A 15,647-nucleotide genomic window follows, 5' to 3' on the forward strand; every position below is an offset into this window, starting at 1 on the left:
GATCCCTTCGGCGCAAGCTGCATCGCAGAAAATTTATTGCGCAACAATATTGCGCAATTCAATTCAAACCGATAACCAAGTTTCAACGCACCAGCCAGATTGGAGGATATCATGGCAAGAACCGCACTCGTGACCGGGGGCTCTCGTGGAATCGGCGCCGCCATTTCCAGGGCGCTCAAGGAGGAGGGCTATACCGTCGCCGCGACCTATGCCGGCAATGATGAGGCCGCCGCCAAGTTCACCGAGGAAACCGGCATCAAGACCTACAAATGGAACGTGGCGGACTATGACAGCTCCAAGGACGGCATCGCGCAGGTCGAAGCGGAATTGGGCCCGATTGACATCGTGATCGCCAACGCGGGCATCACCCGCGATGCACCGTTCCACAAGATGACGCCGCAGCAGTGGAAAGAGGTGATCGACACCAACCTTACGGGCGTGTTCAACACGGTTCACCCGGTCTGGTCGGGCATGCGCGACCGTGGCTTTGGCCGGATTGTGGTGATTTCCTCGATCAACGGGCAAAAGGGCCAATTTGGTCAGGTCAACTATGCCGCGACCAAGGCGGGCGATCTGGGCATCATCAAATCGCTGGCGCAAGAGGGTGCCGCCAAGGGCATCACCGCGAATGCGATCTGCCCCGGCTATATCGCCACGGAAATGGTCATGGCCGTGCCGGAAGCGGTGCGTGAAAAGATCATCGGCATGATTCCGGCGGGCCGTTTGGGCGAGCCAGAGGAAATCGCGCGCTGCGTGACCTTCCTCGTGTCCGAGGATGCCAGCTTTATCAACGGGTCGACGATTTCGGCCAATGGTGCGCAGTTCTTTGTCTAACTGACTTGTGTGATGTTCAAGGCCCGCCCCGGTGATCCGGTGGCGGGCTTTGTCATGTTTTGGGGGCGGCGAGCGTGCCGCGAAAACAAAGGTTCGTGTCAAGGCAGACGGGGGTGGGGGCCACACCATCGCCAACCATATCGACCAAGAGGCGCGCCGCGGCGCGGCCCATGTCGCGGTGCGGGACATGCACGGTGGTGAGCGCCGGATCAACCACGGTTGCCAGTTCGATATCGTCAAAGCCGGTGATCGAGACATCCTGCGGCACTCTGAGGCCAAGCTGACGCGCCATTTGCAAGGCACCGACCGCGAGCACATCATTGCCGCAGACCACGGCAGTGGGCGGGGTTGGCAACGCCATGAGCTGCGCCATTCCCTCGGCCCCGTTGGCGATGCTGTAGGGCGTTTCGATCAGGTGCAACGTGGTGGGGTCTAATCCATGGCCGCGCAAAGCATCGTGAACCCCGGCAATCCGGTCGCGAGCACGGTCATTGCCCGCCGCGAGCGCGGAAATCATGCCGATATGCCGATGTCCGAGGCGCAGCACCTCATCGGCCAAACCTGCCATGGCGCGGCGGTTGTCAAAGCCTATCGAGGCGCGCGCCTGTGTGGGATCATAGGCCCAAGCTATCAACACGGGCACGCCGCGCTGCGCGAGAAAGTCATAAATTCCGGGATCGCGGTCATGGCCGATGAGCAAGAGCGCATCCGCCCCACGCGCCACCAAGGTACGAATCTGATCCGCCTCGATCTCGGGACTATACGAGGAGGAGGCCACCAGAAGGGTCAGGCCGCTGAGATGCAATTCTTCTTGAAAGGCCTGAATGGCGCGGGCAAAGATCGCGTTTTCCATCGTCGGAATGATTGCGCCGATGATGCCGGTCCGCCGTGCGGCAAGGGCGCGGGCGCCGAAATTGGGGGAATAACCAAGCGTTGCGACCGCGCTCAGAACCCGGTCGCGCGTGGCGGTCTGCACCTGCGCGGGCGAGTTCAGGCAGCGGGAAACGGTGGCGGTCGAAACCCCCGCCACGCGGGCGACATCCGCCAGCGTGGGCAGGTTCGGAGCGGTGTCGGAGAGGCGTCGGTTCATCCTGTGGCCCGGTGTCTGCGTGATGGAATCTATCCGTCTGTAAGGACATTGGAGAAATATAACAGCTTGCGTGAAAATATGTAAGCGCTTACATTTCTCTCGAATCGTCGGCAATTCCGGCGAGAGGGAGGGCCGCATGTTCCTGATCGCAGCACTGATCCTGTTCGGCGCCTTTGGCGTGAATGTGGCGTTGGGGGCCTTTGCTAATGCCGCGTTTCTGACAGGTGTGGGGGAAATGCTGCTGCTTTTGGCGGCGGTTGTGACCTTTGTCGTTGCCACGTTGAGGAGCGAGGCGGCGCGCAAGCGCGGAAAATAAATCAGATCTCAGGGAGGAGACAAGAATGACTGAAGAAGCAAAAGAACTTGCGTCCGAAGAGCGGCGCAATTTTCTGAAACTGGCCACCACCGGCAGCTTTACCGCGGCGGTTGTCGCGGCGGCGGCGGGCACGCTCTGGTCATCCGAAGCAAGCGCACAGACCGCCAATGAAGAGCGCGAGCGCGAAGCGGCGGCAGAGCATGTGATGACGCTGGCCACGGAATATGTGATCGGCACCACCCGCAGCTATCCGATGATGCAGCTCGATGTGAAAGAGAACCTGCAAAACGCCTCGAACGGCAAGATCTATGTCAAGCTCGCGCCCGGCGGGCAGTTGGGTGTGGGGTCGGCGCTGGCGCAAAAGGTGCAGGGCGGCACGATCAATGCGGGGCAATTCTCGCTTTCGAATTTTGCCCCCTTCGCCCCGGCGGTGGATCTGATCAACATGCCCTATTTCTGCGGGGCCAATCAGCGGTTCGTCAATCTTGTGACCTCTGACATCTGGAAGACCGAGGTGAATGCGCTGGTTGAGGCGCGGGGCTTTAAGCCGATGTTCTATTTCTGCATCGACCCGCGTGTGATGGCCGTGCGTAAGGGCGGCGGTGGCCCGATCATGACACCTGCGGATTTGCAGGGGGTCAAGTTCCGGGTGCCCGGTTCGCAGATGCTGCAACAGTTCTATCGCATGGGCGGGGCCAATCCGACGCCGGTTGCATGGGGTGAAACGCCTTCGGCGATCAAGCAGGGTGTGGCCGATGCGCTCGACCCGGCGGTGGGCGCGCTCTATGCCTTTGGCTTCAAGGATATTCTGAGCCACGTCACCTTTACCCAAGCGGTGCCGGACAGCCAAACCTATGCCTGCAACCTCGAATGGTACAACACCCTGTCCAGCGATGTGCAGGAGGCGATTGAATGGGCCTCTGAAATGAGCTTCCATCAGAACCTTGCCAAGGTGCCGTCGTCGCGGACCTTTGCCATGGCTGAAATGGCCAAATCGGGTGTGGAATTCCATTCGCTGAGCGCCGATCAACTGGCGGAATGGCAGGACACGGTGGGCTATCAGCGCTCTGAGTGGGACAGCTTCAAGACCGAGTTGGCCGGGTCGATGGAGACCTTTGACAAGCTGGTCGAAGCCGCTGGCACGCAGGGCAAATTCTACGTCCACGACGCCTGAGCCGTGACCGACCGGGCGCGCGCGTGACCGCCGCGCCCGGCCTTTGCAACGACGCTAACGATAGGGACAGGGCCGCAACCTGCGTGCGCTGAACCGGAGAGGTTTGACATGCTCAGCACACTGGACCGCAATCTGGAGCGATGGGCGCTTCTGATCTTTTACATGATGCTTGTCGTCACCATGGCGATCGAGGTGATCCGGCGCGAGGTATTCGCCTATTCCTCGGTCTGGGGCGAAGAGATCGTGCGCTATGCCTTTATCTATCTCGCATGGATCGGGGCGGCGGCGGCGGTGCGCGAGCGCGCGCATATCCGCATCGACGTGATCATGCATTACGTGGGGCCGCGCCTGAAGGCGGCGCTGTATATCTTGGGCGATCTGGTGATGGCAGCGGTGGCAGTTGTCGCGCTTTACTGGTCGTGGGAGACGGTGCTGGTTTCGGCCAAGTTCGGCTCGGTCAGTGCCGGGTTGCGGGTGTCGATGGTGTGGTTCCTCTTGGCGGTGCCGGTGGGCTTTGGCCTGATGCTTTTGCGGCTCGTGCAATCCTTCTTGCGCGACGTGCGCGCCCTTCGTGACGGAACACCCGTTCACGAAGGCAATCAGCTGTTTGATTGAGGGGCGCGCGTCATGTGGAATACATTCTCGCAAACCGTCGATCTGGGCTGGGATTTTTACGGGCCGGTGATCCTATTCGTGGTGCTGGTGGCGCTGGCTGTGCCGGTCTGGGCGGCGATTGGATCGGCGGCGATTGTCATGCTGATGTGGTCGGGCGCGCTTCCGCTCAGCCTTGTGGGGGAGAGCCTGTTTGACGGGATCGACGCCTTTGCGCTGACGGCGGTGCCGCTCTTTATCCTGACGGGTGATGTGCTGGTGCGAACCGGGCTCAGTCGCAAGTTTCTGAACGTGGCGGAGGCGCTGACACAGTTTGCCAAGGGCGGTTTCGGCTCTGCCACGGTGCTTGTCTGCGGCATGTTCTCGGCCATCTCGGGGTCGGATGCGGCGGGCGCTGCGGCGGTGGGGCGGATGACCATCGACCGGCTGGTGGAATCGGGCTATCCGCGCCCCTATGCCTGTGCGCTGGTGGCGGCGGGGGCCTGTACCGGCATCCTTATCCCGCCGTCGATTGCCTATATCATCATCGGTCTGGTCTTGGGTATCTCGGCCTCGACGCTCTTTATGGCGGCGCTTATTCCTGGGATGCTGATCCTTGTGTCGATCCTGATCACCAATATCGTGGTCAATCGTATCTATGGCTATGAGGGCGGCGGCAATGTCGGGTTTGGCGAATATTTCGCCAATCTGGGCCGTGCGTTGGCGTCGGGCTGGTATGCCTTTATCGTGCCGGGGATCATCTTTTACGGCATCTTTTCGGGACGGCTGACGCCGACCGAAGCGGGCGCGACTGCGGTCATTGTCACTGTGATCCTTGGCTTTATTCTTGGCACGCTCAAGCTGGCGGATTTTCCGGCCATGCTGATCAGTTCAGCCAAGGTCAACGGGGTGATCCTGCCGATCATCGCCTTTTCCCTGCCCTTGGCGCAGGCATTGGCCATCATGGGCGTGCCGCAGGGATTTGTAACGGCGGTGACGGGATTGACCGATGATCCGGCCACGCTCATTCTTTTGATGATCCTGATCCTGATCGCGGCGGGCTGCGTGATGGAGACGACGCCCAATATCGTCATCCTCGCGCCCATTCTGAAGCCGCTGGCCGACAATATCGGCATGAACGAGATTCAGTTCTGCATCATGATGATCACCGCCTTGGGTGTGGGCTTTATCACGCCGCCTCTGGGGCTCAATCTCTTTGTTGTGTCGGGCATTACCGGCGAATCCATCCTGCGGATTGCATGGCGTGCCGTGCCGTTCGTGTTCTTCATGCTCATCGTTGTGCTGCTGATTGCCTATGTCCCGGCGATTTCGACCACGATGCTTCCTGATGTCTACAAATAGGACCCTACCATGACCCGTGAATACCTGAAGAAAGCAACCCTGACCTCAACCTCGCACGCCAGTGACGTGCATGAGACCGTGCAAGGGATTCTGGCCGATATCGAAGCGGGCGGTGACAAGGTCGCGATGGACTATGCCGCCAAATTTGACCGCTATGAGGGCAATATCATCCTGACACCGGAAGAGATTGCCGCTGCGACAGCGCTCGTGCCGGACAAGCTCAAGCGGGATATCGAGTTTGCCCATGCCAATGTGCGCCGCTTTGCAGAGGCCCAGCGCGAAACCTTGCGTGACATCGAGATCGAAGTGGTGCCGGGGCTGATTGCCGGGCAAAAGAGCATTCCGGTCCATGCGGCAGGCTGTTACGTGCCGGGCGGGCGCTATAGCCATATCGCGAGCGCGATCATGACCGTGACCACCGCCAAGGTGGCAGGGGGCCAGCATATCGTGGCCTGTTCCCCGCCCCGTCCCGGTGTGGGCGTGGCCCCGGCCATTATCTATGCGGCGCATGTCTGCGGCGCGGATGTGATCATGGCCATGGGCGGCGTGCAGGGTGTTGCGGCGATGACATTCGGCCTCTTTGGGCTTCCTAAGGCGAACATCCTTGTCGGCCCCGGCAATCAGTTCGTGGCCGAGGCCAAGCGCATCCTCTTTGGCCGCGTTGGCATCGACATGATCGCTGGGCCGACCGACAGCCTTGTTCTGGCGGATGCGACGGCTGATGCAATGGTGGTGGCGACCGACCTCGTGGGACAGGCCGAGCATGGCTATAACTCGCCCGTCTGGCTGGTGACGGATCATCGCCCGCTGGCGGAAGAGGTCATGCGCCTTGTGCCGGACCTGATCGCCGATCTGCCCGAGGTCAATCGCGATAATGCCGCCGCCGCGTGGCGTGACTATGCCGAGGTGATCCTCTGCGCGGATCGCGAAGAAATGGCGGCCACCTCGGACGATTACGCGCCCGAGCATCTGACGGTGCAGGCCGAAGATCTGGATTGGTGGCTGGGGCGGTTGACCTGTTATGGGTCTTTGTTCCTTGGCGAAGAAACCACGGTCGCCTTTGGCGACAAGGCATCGGGCACCAATCACGTGCTGCCCACCTCTGGCGCGGCCAGCTATACCGGCGGTCTGAGCGTGCATAAATACATGAAGATCGTCACTTGGCAGCGCGCCACCCGCGAGGGGGCCAAGCCCGTGGCCGAGGCCACCGCGCGCATTTCGCGGCTGGAAGGGATGGAGGGGCATGCCCGCACCGCCGATATTCGCCTGCGCAAGTATTTCCCCGATGAAACCTTTGACCTGACCGCCAATGGCTGAACGGGGGCTATTTGACGTCGCGGGGCGCGTGGCGCTGGTGACCGGGGCGAGTGCTGGCCTTGGGCGGCGCGCGGCGACGGTGCTGGCGATGCGCGGCGCGCGGGTGGTGGGTGTGGCCCGCCGTGCCGATGCGCTGGCGGGATGGCAGGCAGAGGTGGGCGCGCAGGGCGCAGTCATCGCGCATGATCTGGCGGATCGCGACGGTCTGGCCGATCTGGCGCGGCGCGCATCAGAGCCGTTTGGCGCGCCCGACATCGTGATCCACGCGGCGGGCATCAACACGCGGCAGGTGGCAGATGACGTGACGCACGAAGGCTGGGATGTGACATTGGGGCTTAACCTCACCGCGCCGTTTTTCCTGAGCCAGCACCTTGTGCCCGCGATGCGCGCGCGTGGCTGGGGAAGGATTATAAATTTCGCGTCGCTGCAATCGTTCCGCGCCTTTCCGGGGGGCATCGCCTATGGGGCCAGCAAGGGCGGCGTGGCGCAGATGACCCGCGCCATGGCCGAGGCATGGTCGCCGGGGGGCATCAACGTCAACGCGCTGGCCCCCGGCTTTGTGCGCACAGAGCTGACCGCGCCGGTGTTCAATGACCCAGAGCGCGCCGCGCGCAATGCGGCGCAGACCTGCATCGGGCGCAATGGCGAGCCGGAGGATATGGATGGGCCGCTGCTGTTCCTGTGCTCGGATGCATCGAATTATGTCACCGGCCAAATCCTGATGCTGGACGGAGGATTCACCGCAAAATGAAGGCTTTAGTCTATACCGGGCCAGAGGCGCTCGACTATCGCGAGATGGCGGACCCGGCGCCGCAAGAGGGTGAGGCGCTGATCCGGGTTGAGAGCGTGGGCATTTGCGGATCAGATATGCACGCCTATCTGGGCCATGATGACCGCCGCCCCGCGCCGCTGGTGCTGGGGCATGAGGCGGCGGGTGTGGTGCTGAGCGGGGCCATGACGGGCGCGCGCGTGACAGTCAATCCGCTGGTGACATGCGGCACCTGCCCCGCCTGCCGGTCGGGGCGCGATAACCTGTGCAGCACACGCCAGATCATTTCCATGCCACCGCGCGAGGGGGCGTTTGCCGGGCTTTTGGCGATGCCAGAGCGCAATCTTGTGGCGGTGCCCGAGCATATGACCACGCATCAAGCGGCGCTGGCCGAACCGATTGCCTGCGGCTGGCATGGCGTGCGGCTGGGCCGTGCAGTTTTGGGTGAGGGTGCGCAGCGCGCGTTGGTGCTGGGCGGTGGTGCGATTGGTCTGGGTGCCGCGCTGAGCCTTGCCGCGCAGGGCATTGCGGATGTCACGATGGTTGAGCCGCATGCCGCGCGGCGGGCGTTTCTGGACCTGCGGTGCGACCAAAAGGCGATTGCGCCCGATGCGCTGGACCCGTCCGAGCAGTTCGACATCGTGGTCGATGGCGTGGGCTATGAGGCCACGCGCGCGCAGGCCTCTGCCCATGCGCGGCCCGGTGGGGTGATCGTGCATATCGGTTTGGGGCAATCCACCGGCGGCCTCGATATCCGGCGTATGACGCTGCAAGAGATCACCTTTATCGGCACCTATACCTATACCGCGCAGGATTTCCGCGATTGTGCGCAGGCGATGTTCGACGGGCGTCTGGGCGCGCTCGACTGGGTGGAGGAGCGTGCGCTGAGCGATGGTGCGCGCGCCTTTGCCGATATTCGTGGTGGGCGCGTGACCAGCCCCAAGATCATCCTTGTCCCCTGAAGAGGAGTGAGCGTCATGTATCGCAAAATCATTGTCGGCCTGTCGCTGGAACACGGGATCAGCGAAAGCGCGTTGGAGGTTGCCCGCGCGCTGCGTGCTGACGGGGGCGAGATCATCGCCCTGCACGCCTATGAGCCGGTCCAAGGCTCGGTGCGGGCCTATCTGGATGAAGAGGTGGTCGAAGGGGCCTATAAGCGCGCGCAGGCGCAATTGGCCGAGCGGGTGGCGGGGGCGCCCGACGTGACACCGGTGATGCTGCGCGGCCATTCGGGACGGGCGATCACGGATTATGCCGAAAAGCACGGTGCGGATTGCATCATCGTCGGGTCGCACAAACCGGGGCTGAGCGACTTTCTCTTGGGTTCGACGGCGGCGCGGGTGGTGCGGCATGCGCCCTGCGCCGTGCATGTGCTGCGCTAGGTAAGGCGATGGGGGCCGATGCCATTCATTCCGCCGAAGATGCGCGCCGTTTGGCGCGGCGACGTCTGCCGTGGATGGTGTTCGATTATATCGACGGCGCTGCGGGGGAAGAACATGGCGAGGCGCTCAATCGTGCGGCGTTGCGGGATTTGCGGCTGAAGCCGCGTGTTCTGTGCAATGTGGCCAAGCGGGATTTGTCGCTGAATGTGTTCGGGCACGCGGCGCGCGTGCCCTTTGGCATCACGCCAATGGGGATGTGCAACCTGAGCACGCCGGGGGCCGATCTGATGCTGGCGCGGCTGGCGGCGCGGGATCGCGTGCCTTTGGGTGTTTCAACCGTCGCCTCGACCCCGCTGGAGCAGATGATCGAGGTGGCCGAGGGGCATGCGTGGTTTCAGCTCTATTTCAGTGGTGATGGTAGCGGCACCATGGCGCTGGTCGAGCGGGCGCGGGCGGCGGGCTATCAAACCCTTGTCGTCACGCTGGATGTGCCTGAAGTAGGCCGCCGCCCGCGCGAATTGCGCCACGGGTTCAAGATGCCGTTCAAGATCGGACCACGGCAATTCGTTGATTTCGCGCTGCATCCGCGCTGGTCGCTGGGCACGCTGCTGCATGGCAAGCCAGAGATGGCGAATTTCCGGCAGGGTGGTTTTGACCGCACCGCCAGCCGGGCGGCGGCGGATTGGTCCTATCTTGACCGTCTGCGCGCGGCCTGGCCCGGCAAGCTGGTGATCAAGGGCGTGCTGGACGTGGAGGATGCCGTGCGGCTGCGTGCGGCTGGGGTGGATGCAATTCAGGTTTCCAGCCATGGCGGGCGGCAGTTGGATGGCGCACCGGAGCCTATTTTGATGCTGGCAGAGATGCGCGCGGCGCTTGGGCCGGAATTTCCGCTGTTTTTCGATTCCGGGCTGCGGTCGGGCGAGGATATCGTCAAGGTACATGCCATGGGGGCGAATTTTGCCTTTCTCGGGCGGCCCCTGCTTTTTGCCATGGCGGCGGGGGGCGAGCGGGGGCTGCACCGGCTCTGGGAGGTGATGACCGAAGAGGTGAGCCTGACGCTGGCGCAACTGGGGCGCAAGAGCATGTCAGGCCTGCAAGAGTGTGTGCGGCGCGCGGCCTGAACCGCGCACCGCGTTGCTTGGACCTGGAGCGTCTGATCGGGGTCACATCGCCTCGGGCCTGACTAGGGACCTCTACGCAGGATCGGCGAGGTCCCGGGTCAAGCTCGGGGCGGGTGTCGATTCGATGACAGGCAACACAGCTTAGAAAGCGTATTGCCAGCCCAGTGTCGTGGTCCAATCCGTCTCAAGCTGAAGCCCGTTCAGATCCTGATAGACCGGCGCGCCGACCTCGAGCGCCAGACGATGCCCGCGCAGCGCGCCCTTTTGCGCCACAAGGTTGACGCCCGCATAGAGCGTTACCGTTTCGCCGCCGTAGTTATCGGGATTGAGAGTGGGCGACGGGCCGACCATGCGCGAATCGCGCCCGCTGATGTCACCCACGCTCTTGGCCTCGATGCGGCCCGACAGGCTGATCCACGGCCTGGGCTGATAGCTGGCCCATGTGGTCATCGCCATCTCGTTGCCCAGATGGTAGCCGTTGTTCTTGCCGGTGCGGATCACGCCAGTCAGTTGCGCGCCCCAGCCGGTATTGCCCGACCGCGCGCTATAGGTGATGCCGGGCAAGAGATCGAAGGTGCCAGAACCCAACTGCATCCCGTAGGGCATGCGCATCGTCGCGAACGCCCCTGTTGGGGTGAGGACCGTTGCCTGCTCCGTGGTAGAGCCAGTGGGCAGGCTGGCCCCGAAATTCAGGTGCAGCTTGTGACTGCCCCAAGTCCCAAGCCCGTAGAGCGCGGAGACCTTGAGATCGCCCCAACCTTCGGATTGGCTCTTGAATGTGCCCAGACGGGTGGTGCCGGCGGGGCCTGCAAAGGTGATGTGGTTCATCTGCTTGGTGATATAGGGCAGCATGGCCATCAGAGTCAGGCGATCATTCGGCGCATACATCGCGCCAAACATATGCATATCCATGGTCATGCTGGTGGGCGCGACGCGGATGTTGGGCGGCTGGCCCGGCAGACCGAAAAACGTATTGGGCGTCATGGCCACCTGTTCGGGGCTAAGCCGGTTGGTGCCGCTGCGATAGCCCTCCATGTCCATATGCATGAAGCGGTAGGACAGCATCACTTCGCCGGTCTTGTGGCGGTGTTCGCCCATCACACCAATGGGGGCGTGGCCATCGGCGCGCAACGGCGGCAGATCGGTCACGCGGACGCGCAGCCCGTCCTTGGGGGCTGTGGTGCCGTCATGCGCCATAGCGGGCGCAGTCAGCCATAGGGCAAGCGCGGCGCAAAGAGCACCGGCCGTCAGAGAGGTCTGTGTCATGGTCTTTCAGTCTCTTGTTCTTGGGGATGCACGTCGGACCGGGCGCAAAAGAGCCCGCAACAGTCGCGACGGCGATCAATTGAAAATCAGGGTTTCATTCCGATGTCAGTTTGGGCCAAAGGGGGCTGGCATGGGTCACGCGGGCGCGATGCAATGTGCTTAGCCTGTCATCTGGCCCGCTCGAGCGACCGCTTGCCACGCAACGGCAAGCGCAGGGGCGTACCGGGTGGCACCTATACCAGCTATCCCACGGCAACCACGGGCGGCGCGCGCGGGCTATAGGCGATGGGCAGATCGCCCACTGCGGCGCGCATGTCATCGTAAACGCGCACAACCCGCGAAAAGCTATGCTCTCGCGCAATGAGCGCGATGGTCACATCCGTCAGCACCACCGGCGACTTGAAGAAGGGACAGGGTGTATTCAGATGCGGGCTGTCATGCTTGGCCTCGACGGGGGGTGCAACAAGCGCGCCGGGATTCTCTTCGACCAGACACAGCGCACCGCCAAGCGCGATGGCCTCGATCTTGAGGAGGTCTTGGGCGTGGTGATGGGCCTGCGCGGCATCGGCCAATTCGTGTTGGCAATCGACGGCGGCGGCTGTGGCGACCCGAACGCTGAGCAACAAGACGAGCAGCGCCGGCGCAAAGCCAACCCTCTTTCGTCTGCGCATCCAGCGTCCAAAAATCATGATTATCAATCCCACAAGCTCAGGGCCTGCGCCACGTTATCTGATGCGTTTCGGGTCTGGGCGATCCGCAATCCCAAGAGGGGTTTAAACATTCCAAATTCAGAATACATCCCGAATGATCACTGCGTCAAGCAGGACAGGCAGGGGTTAGGTGATTCGCGGATATGGCTTTGAATTGTGGCAAGCCGATTGAGCGAAGCGGGGACAATCGCGCCGGATTGCCGCCACTTGTCACGGGCTGCGAACAATTACCCTGAAAGTTTGACTTAAAGCCCGCAACGCCCGCATATTGGCCCCACTATACAAACAGATTTGTCCATCTGTCGTTGTCGGTGGGGGCCGACGCGGTTGTGACATCCTTGAATTCGAGGTGACACAGCAATGAGTATCCCCCGCCTGACGGCAAATGCCGCCTATGCGACGCCTGTGCGCCGCATTCTTGCGAATCCCGAAACACCTCGCCTGCCGATGCGGCATTATACCAACCTCTGGCTAAAGGCCGATGGTGGCATTGAGGAACGCGAGCATATGGCCCCGGCCCTGCCGCTGTTTGATGCAGCACATTCTGCCTTCGCGCGCGGCACGCTGATCACCACCACGCGCGGGCCGATTGCAATCGAAGACCTGCTGCCCGGTGATCTCTTGCAGACCTCGGCGCATGGCCCACTGCCTGTGCTCTGGATTGGTCGCATGACCCTGCGCCCCGAGGATATTGCCAGCCGTTCGGTGAAGCTGACGCGCATCATGGCCGATGCCTTTGGCATTGCGCGGCCAATGGCTGATTTGCTGGCCGGTCCCGGCGCGCGCATTCTGACGCGCCCACGCAACATGCGCGCAAGCATTGGATCGGATCACGTGTTGAGCCCGGCGCATGTGCTGGCGGATGGGCTACATGCCTTTGGTGTCACACCGCCGCGTGCGGTGACATTCTATCACCTCTGGCTGCGGCGACATGCGCTGATCACGGCCAACGGGCTTGAGGTCGAGAGCTTTCACCCCGGTGCCGGGTTCGAGCGCGACGTGGGGCCGAGCATGCTGTCGCTCTTCCTATCCCTTTTTCCGCAGATTCAAGAGCCGCATCAATTTGGCCCGCTGGCCCATCTGCGTCTGCCGCTTGATGCGCCTGATACGCTGAGCGTTGCCTGACCTCAGGCCGACTGGCTGAGCCGCGCCTCAAGGATCTCGAACGGCACGCCGGGTTCGTCCTTGGCCCCACGAATGACCAGCGATGTCTTGACGCTGGCGACATTGTCGGCGGCTGTCAGTTCCTCGGTCAAAAAGCGCTGAAAGGTGCTGAGATCGGGGGCCACGCATTTGAGGATGAAATCCACCTCGCCGTTGAGCATGTGGCATTCACGCACCAAGGGCCAAGCGCGGCAGCGCGCCTCAAAGGCGCTCAGATCTGCCTCGGCCTGACTTTGCAGCCCGACCATGGCAAACACCTGCACCTCGAACCCGAGTTCGCGGGGGTCCACATCGGCGTGATAGCCGCGAATATAGCCCTGCTCTTCGAGCGTGCGGACCCGGCGCAGGCAAGGCGGGGCCGAAATACCCACGCGCTTGGCCAGTTCCACGTTGGTCATCCGGCCATCGGCCTGCAACTCCGCCAGAATCTTGCGATCTATGGGATCAAGACGGGACGCGGCCATGGGGGACTCCTTATTGAATTTCGCAATTGTTATAGCATCATGGGTCACATGCGCAATTATGTTTCGCTATTGCGCAAGATCATTTCCCGAATAGACCCCCCAGCGCCCTGTGCATATCCGCCCTGCAAGGGGTTACATGCCCCGCGCCAGAGGGCTATATCATGCGCCAAATCCGCAGATCACATGAGAGAGCCCCCATGCCCGACACCCGTCACACCAAATGCCTGATCATCGGTTCTGGCCCTGCTGGCTATACCGCAGGCGTCTATGCCAGCCGTGCCATGCTCTCGCCCATTCTGGTGCAAGGGATCGAGCCTGGCGGCCAGTTGACCACCACGACCGAGGTCGAGAACTGGCCCGGCGATACCGAAGTGCAGGGGCCAGACCTCATGGTGCGGATGGAGGCGCATGCCAAGGCGATGGGCTGTGAGATCGTGGGCGATATCATCTCTTCGCTTGATCTGGATGTCCGTCCGTTTGTGGCCAAGGGCGACAGCGGCACCACCTATACCGCCGATGCGGTGATCCTCGCCACCGGGGCGCGAGCCAAATGGCTGGGCCTGCCGTCGGAAGAGGCGTTCAAGGGGTTTGGCGTATCGGCCTGTGCCACCTGCGACGGGTTTTTCTATCGCGGTCAGGAAATCGTGGTGATCGGCGGGGGCAATACGGCGGTGGAAGAGGCGCTGTTCCTGACCAATTTCGCCTCAAAGGTCACGCTTATTCACCGCCGCGACACCCTGCGCGCCGAAAAGATCCTGCAAGACCGGCTGATGAAGAACCCCAAGATCGAAACCCTGTGGTTTCACACGCTGGACGAGGTCTTTGGCAGCGACAATCCCAAAGGTGTCGAGGGCGTGCGAGTGCGTCATGTCGAAACCGGTGCTATCATGGAAATCCCGTGCAAGGGCGTGTTCATCGCCATCGGTCACGCCCCTGCCAGCGAATTGGTCAAGGACCGGCTGGAGCTGCACAATGGCGGGTATGTCAAGGTTGTGCCGGGCAGCACGCGCACATCTGTTCCCGGCGTCTTTGCCGCAGGCGATCTGACCGACCATGTCTATCGTCAGGCGGTCACATCGGCGGGCATGGGCTGTATGGCGGCACTTGATGCCGAGCGCTGGCTGGCGGAACACGAGGGCTGAGGCCAGTTCAGAATAATGCGCCACGACCCCGCCTATGCGGGGCCGTGGCACCATCCGAGTTAGCCGATCTTGTCTTGGGTCCGCGTGTCGAAATCCGTGGCCGCGTGGCGTTCGCGCAGTTGCTCCTTCGGCTCGCCAAAGCTGCGGTTGACCATGCGGCCCCGCTTCACCGCGGGGCGCGCGTCAATCTTTTCCGCCCAGGCCATGACGTGTTTATAGCTGGCAACATCCAGAAACGTCGCCGCATTATAAAGCCGCCCAAGGCAAAGCTGGCCATACCACGGCCAGATCGCCATATCGGCAATGGTATACTCATCGCCTGCAATAAAGGGCCGCTTGGCCAATTGACGGTCGAGCACGTCAAGTTGGCGCTTCACCTCCATCGCGAAACGGTCGATCGGATATTGCCATTTCTCGGGCGCATAGGCGTAGAAATGGCCAAAGCCACCCCCCAGATAGGGTGCGCTGCCCATCTGCCAGAAAAGCCAATTCAGGGTTTCGGTGCGCGCAGGGCCACTCTTGGGCAAGAAGGCGCCAAATTTCTCGGCCAGATGCATCAGGATCGACGCGCTTTCGAACACGCGCAGGGGCGTGTCGCCGGTGTGGTCCAGCAGCGCCGGGATCTTGGAATTGGGATTGACCGCGACAAAGCCCGAGCCGAATTGATCACCCTCGCTGATATTGATGAGCCAGGCGTCATACTCGGCGTCATGGCCTGCGGCGAGCAACTCCTCGAACATCACCGTGACCTTGACCCCATTGGGCGTGGCCAGTGAATAGAGTTGAAAGGGATGCGCGCCCTTGGGGAGTTCCTTGTCATGGGTCGCGCCCGAGATGGGGCGGTTGATCGAGGCGAATTGCCCGCCAGAGGGGGCCTCCCATGTCCAGACATCGGGCGGGGTATAGGTGCTGTCGCTCATCTTGTGATCCTCCATCGGGTTTGGC

At 62.2% G+C, this 15,647-nt stretch carries 17 protein-coding genes; 12 read left to right on the plus strand and 5 right to left on the minus strand.

Annotated elements, in window-relative coordinates:
• The first annotated feature begins 111 nt into the window (after positions 1–111).
• Positions 112–834, plus strand: a complete 723-nt coding sequence (gene phbB, locus RAK1035_RS03955; protein ID WP_008279634.1) for an acetoacetyl-CoA reductase — start codon at positions 112–114, stop codon at positions 832–834.
• Between the two features lie 52 nt (positions 835–886).
• Here phbB and RAK1035_RS03960 read toward each other — a convergent pair whose 3' ends face one another.
• Positions 887–1,924 (minus strand): LacI family DNA-binding transcriptional regulator, encoded by a 1,038-nt coding sequence (locus tag RAK1035_RS03960; protein ID WP_008279635.1) that lies wholly within the window; start codon positions 1,922–1,924, stop codon positions 887–889.
• Between the two features lie 136 nt (positions 1,925–2,060).
• On the opposite strand from RAK1035_RS03960, the gene RAK1035_RS03965 reads away from it, so the two are divergent.
• The 9 genes from RAK1035_RS03965 (at position 2,061) to RAK1035_RS04005 (ending at position 9,956) form a co-directional block, all read left to right on the plus strand.
• The gene (locus tag RAK1035_RS03965) at positions 2,061–2,240 is read left to right on the plus strand and encodes a hypothetical protein (protein ID WP_008279636.1); all 180 of its coding nucleotides are present in this window, start codon (positions 2,061–2,063) and stop codon (positions 2,238–2,240) included.
• Positions 2,241–2,265: 25 nt separating this feature from the next.
• The gene (locus RAK1035_RS03970; protein ID WP_008279637.1) at positions 2,266–3,414 is read left to right on the plus strand and encodes a TRAP transporter substrate-binding protein; all 1,149 of its coding nucleotides are present in this window, start codon (positions 2,266–2,268) and stop codon (positions 3,412–3,414) included.
• A 108-nt stretch (positions 3,415–3,522) separates the two neighbouring features.
• The gene (locus RAK1035_RS03975; protein ID WP_008279638.1) at positions 3,523–4,029 is read left to right on the plus strand and encodes a TRAP transporter small permease; all 507 of its coding nucleotides are present in this window, start codon (positions 3,523–3,525) and stop codon (positions 4,027–4,029) included.
• 12 nt (positions 4,030–4,041) lie between these two features.
• Positions 4,042–5,367 carry a TRAP transporter large permease gene (locus RAK1035_RS03980; RefSeq protein WP_008279639.1) on the plus strand — a complete coding sequence of 442 codons (1,326 nt, stop codon included), beginning with the start codon at positions 4,042–4,044 and terminating at the stop codon, positions 5,365–5,367.
• A 9-nt stretch (positions 5,368–5,376) separates the two neighbouring features.
• Positions 5,377–6,684: a histidinol dehydrogenase gene (gene hisD, locus RAK1035_RS03985; protein WP_008279640.1), complete on the plus strand. Its 1,308-nt coding sequence runs from the start codon at positions 5,377–5,379 to the stop codon at positions 6,682–6,684.
• On the plus strand, positions 6,677–7,435 hold the full coding sequence (locus RAK1035_RS03990; RefSeq protein WP_008279641.1) for an SDR family NAD(P)-dependent oxidoreductase: 759 nt from the start codon (positions 6,677–6,679) through the stop codon (positions 7,433–7,435). The genes hisD and RAK1035_RS03990 overlap by 8 nt, the downstream gene beginning before the upstream one ends.
• Entirely contained in the window at positions 7,432–8,415 is a 984-nt protein-coding gene (locus tag RAK1035_RS03995) for a zinc-dependent alcohol dehydrogenase (protein WP_008279642.1), read from the plus strand. Before RAK1035_RS03990 ends, RAK1035_RS03995 begins: the two co-directional genes overlap by 4 nt.
• A 15-nt stretch (positions 8,416–8,430) precedes the next feature.
• On the plus strand, positions 8,431–8,835 hold the full coding sequence (locus RAK1035_RS04000) for a universal stress protein (protein ID WP_008279643.1): 405 nt from the start codon (positions 8,431–8,433) through the stop codon (positions 8,833–8,835).
• 8 nt (positions 8,836–8,843) lie between these two features.
• Positions 8,844–9,956, plus strand: coding sequence for an alpha-hydroxy acid oxidase (locus tag RAK1035_RS04005; RefSeq protein ID WP_008279644.1), 1,113 nt, complete (start codon positions 8,844–8,846; stop codon positions 9,954–9,956).
• Between the two features lie 141 nt (positions 9,957–10,097).
• On the opposite strand, the gene RAK1035_RS04010 is transcribed toward RAK1035_RS04005, so the two are convergent.
• Positions 10,098–11,222, minus strand: coding sequence for an alpha-amylase (locus RAK1035_RS04010; protein ID WP_008279645.1), 1,125 nt, complete (start codon positions 11,220–11,222; stop codon positions 10,098–10,100).
• Positions 11,223–11,464: 242 nt separating this feature from the next.
• A complete protein-coding gene (locus RAK1035_RS04015) occupies positions 11,465–11,911 on the minus strand; it encodes a hypothetical protein (protein ID WP_008279646.1) in 447 nt (148 codons plus the stop codon).
• Positions 11,912–12,292: 381 nt separating this feature from the next.
• Here RAK1035_RS04015 and RAK1035_RS04020 point away from each other — a divergent pair, with 381 nt between their 5' ends.
• Positions 12,293–13,057: a Hint domain-containing protein gene (locus RAK1035_RS04020; protein WP_008279647.1), complete on the plus strand. Its 765-nt coding sequence runs from the start codon at positions 12,293–12,295 to the stop codon at positions 13,055–13,057.
• A 2-nt stretch (positions 13,058–13,059) separates the two neighbouring features.
• Here RAK1035_RS04020 and RAK1035_RS04025 read toward each other — a convergent pair whose 3' ends face one another.
• A complete protein-coding gene (locus RAK1035_RS04025) occupies positions 13,060–13,560 on the minus strand; it encodes an Lrp/AsnC family transcriptional regulator (protein WP_008279648.1) in 501 nt (166 codons plus the stop codon).
• A gap of 197 nt (positions 13,561–13,757) precedes the next feature.
• On the opposite strand from RAK1035_RS04025, the gene trxB reads away from it, so the two are divergent.
• Positions 13,758–14,702 carry a thioredoxin-disulfide reductase gene (trxB, locus tag RAK1035_RS04030; RefSeq protein WP_008279649.1) on the plus strand — a complete coding sequence of 315 codons (945 nt, stop codon included), beginning with the start codon at positions 13,758–13,760 and terminating at the stop codon, positions 14,700–14,702.
• A gap of 59 nt (positions 14,703–14,761) precedes the next feature.
• Here trxB and yghU read toward each other — a convergent pair whose 3' ends face one another.
• Complete coding sequence (gene yghU / locus RAK1035_RS04035) at positions 14,762–15,622, minus strand: glutathione-dependent disulfide-bond oxidoreductase (RefSeq protein ID WP_008279650.1); 861 nt, start codon at positions 15,620–15,622, stop codon at positions 14,762–14,764.
• Positions 15,623–15,647 lie beyond the last annotated feature (25 nt).

Source organism: Roseovarius sp. AK1035 (assembly GCF_003288315.1).
In the GTDB taxonomy this organism is placed as follows: domain Bacteria; phylum Pseudomonadota; class Alphaproteobacteria; order Rhodobacterales; family Rhodobacteraceae; genus Roseovarius; species Roseovarius mucosus_A.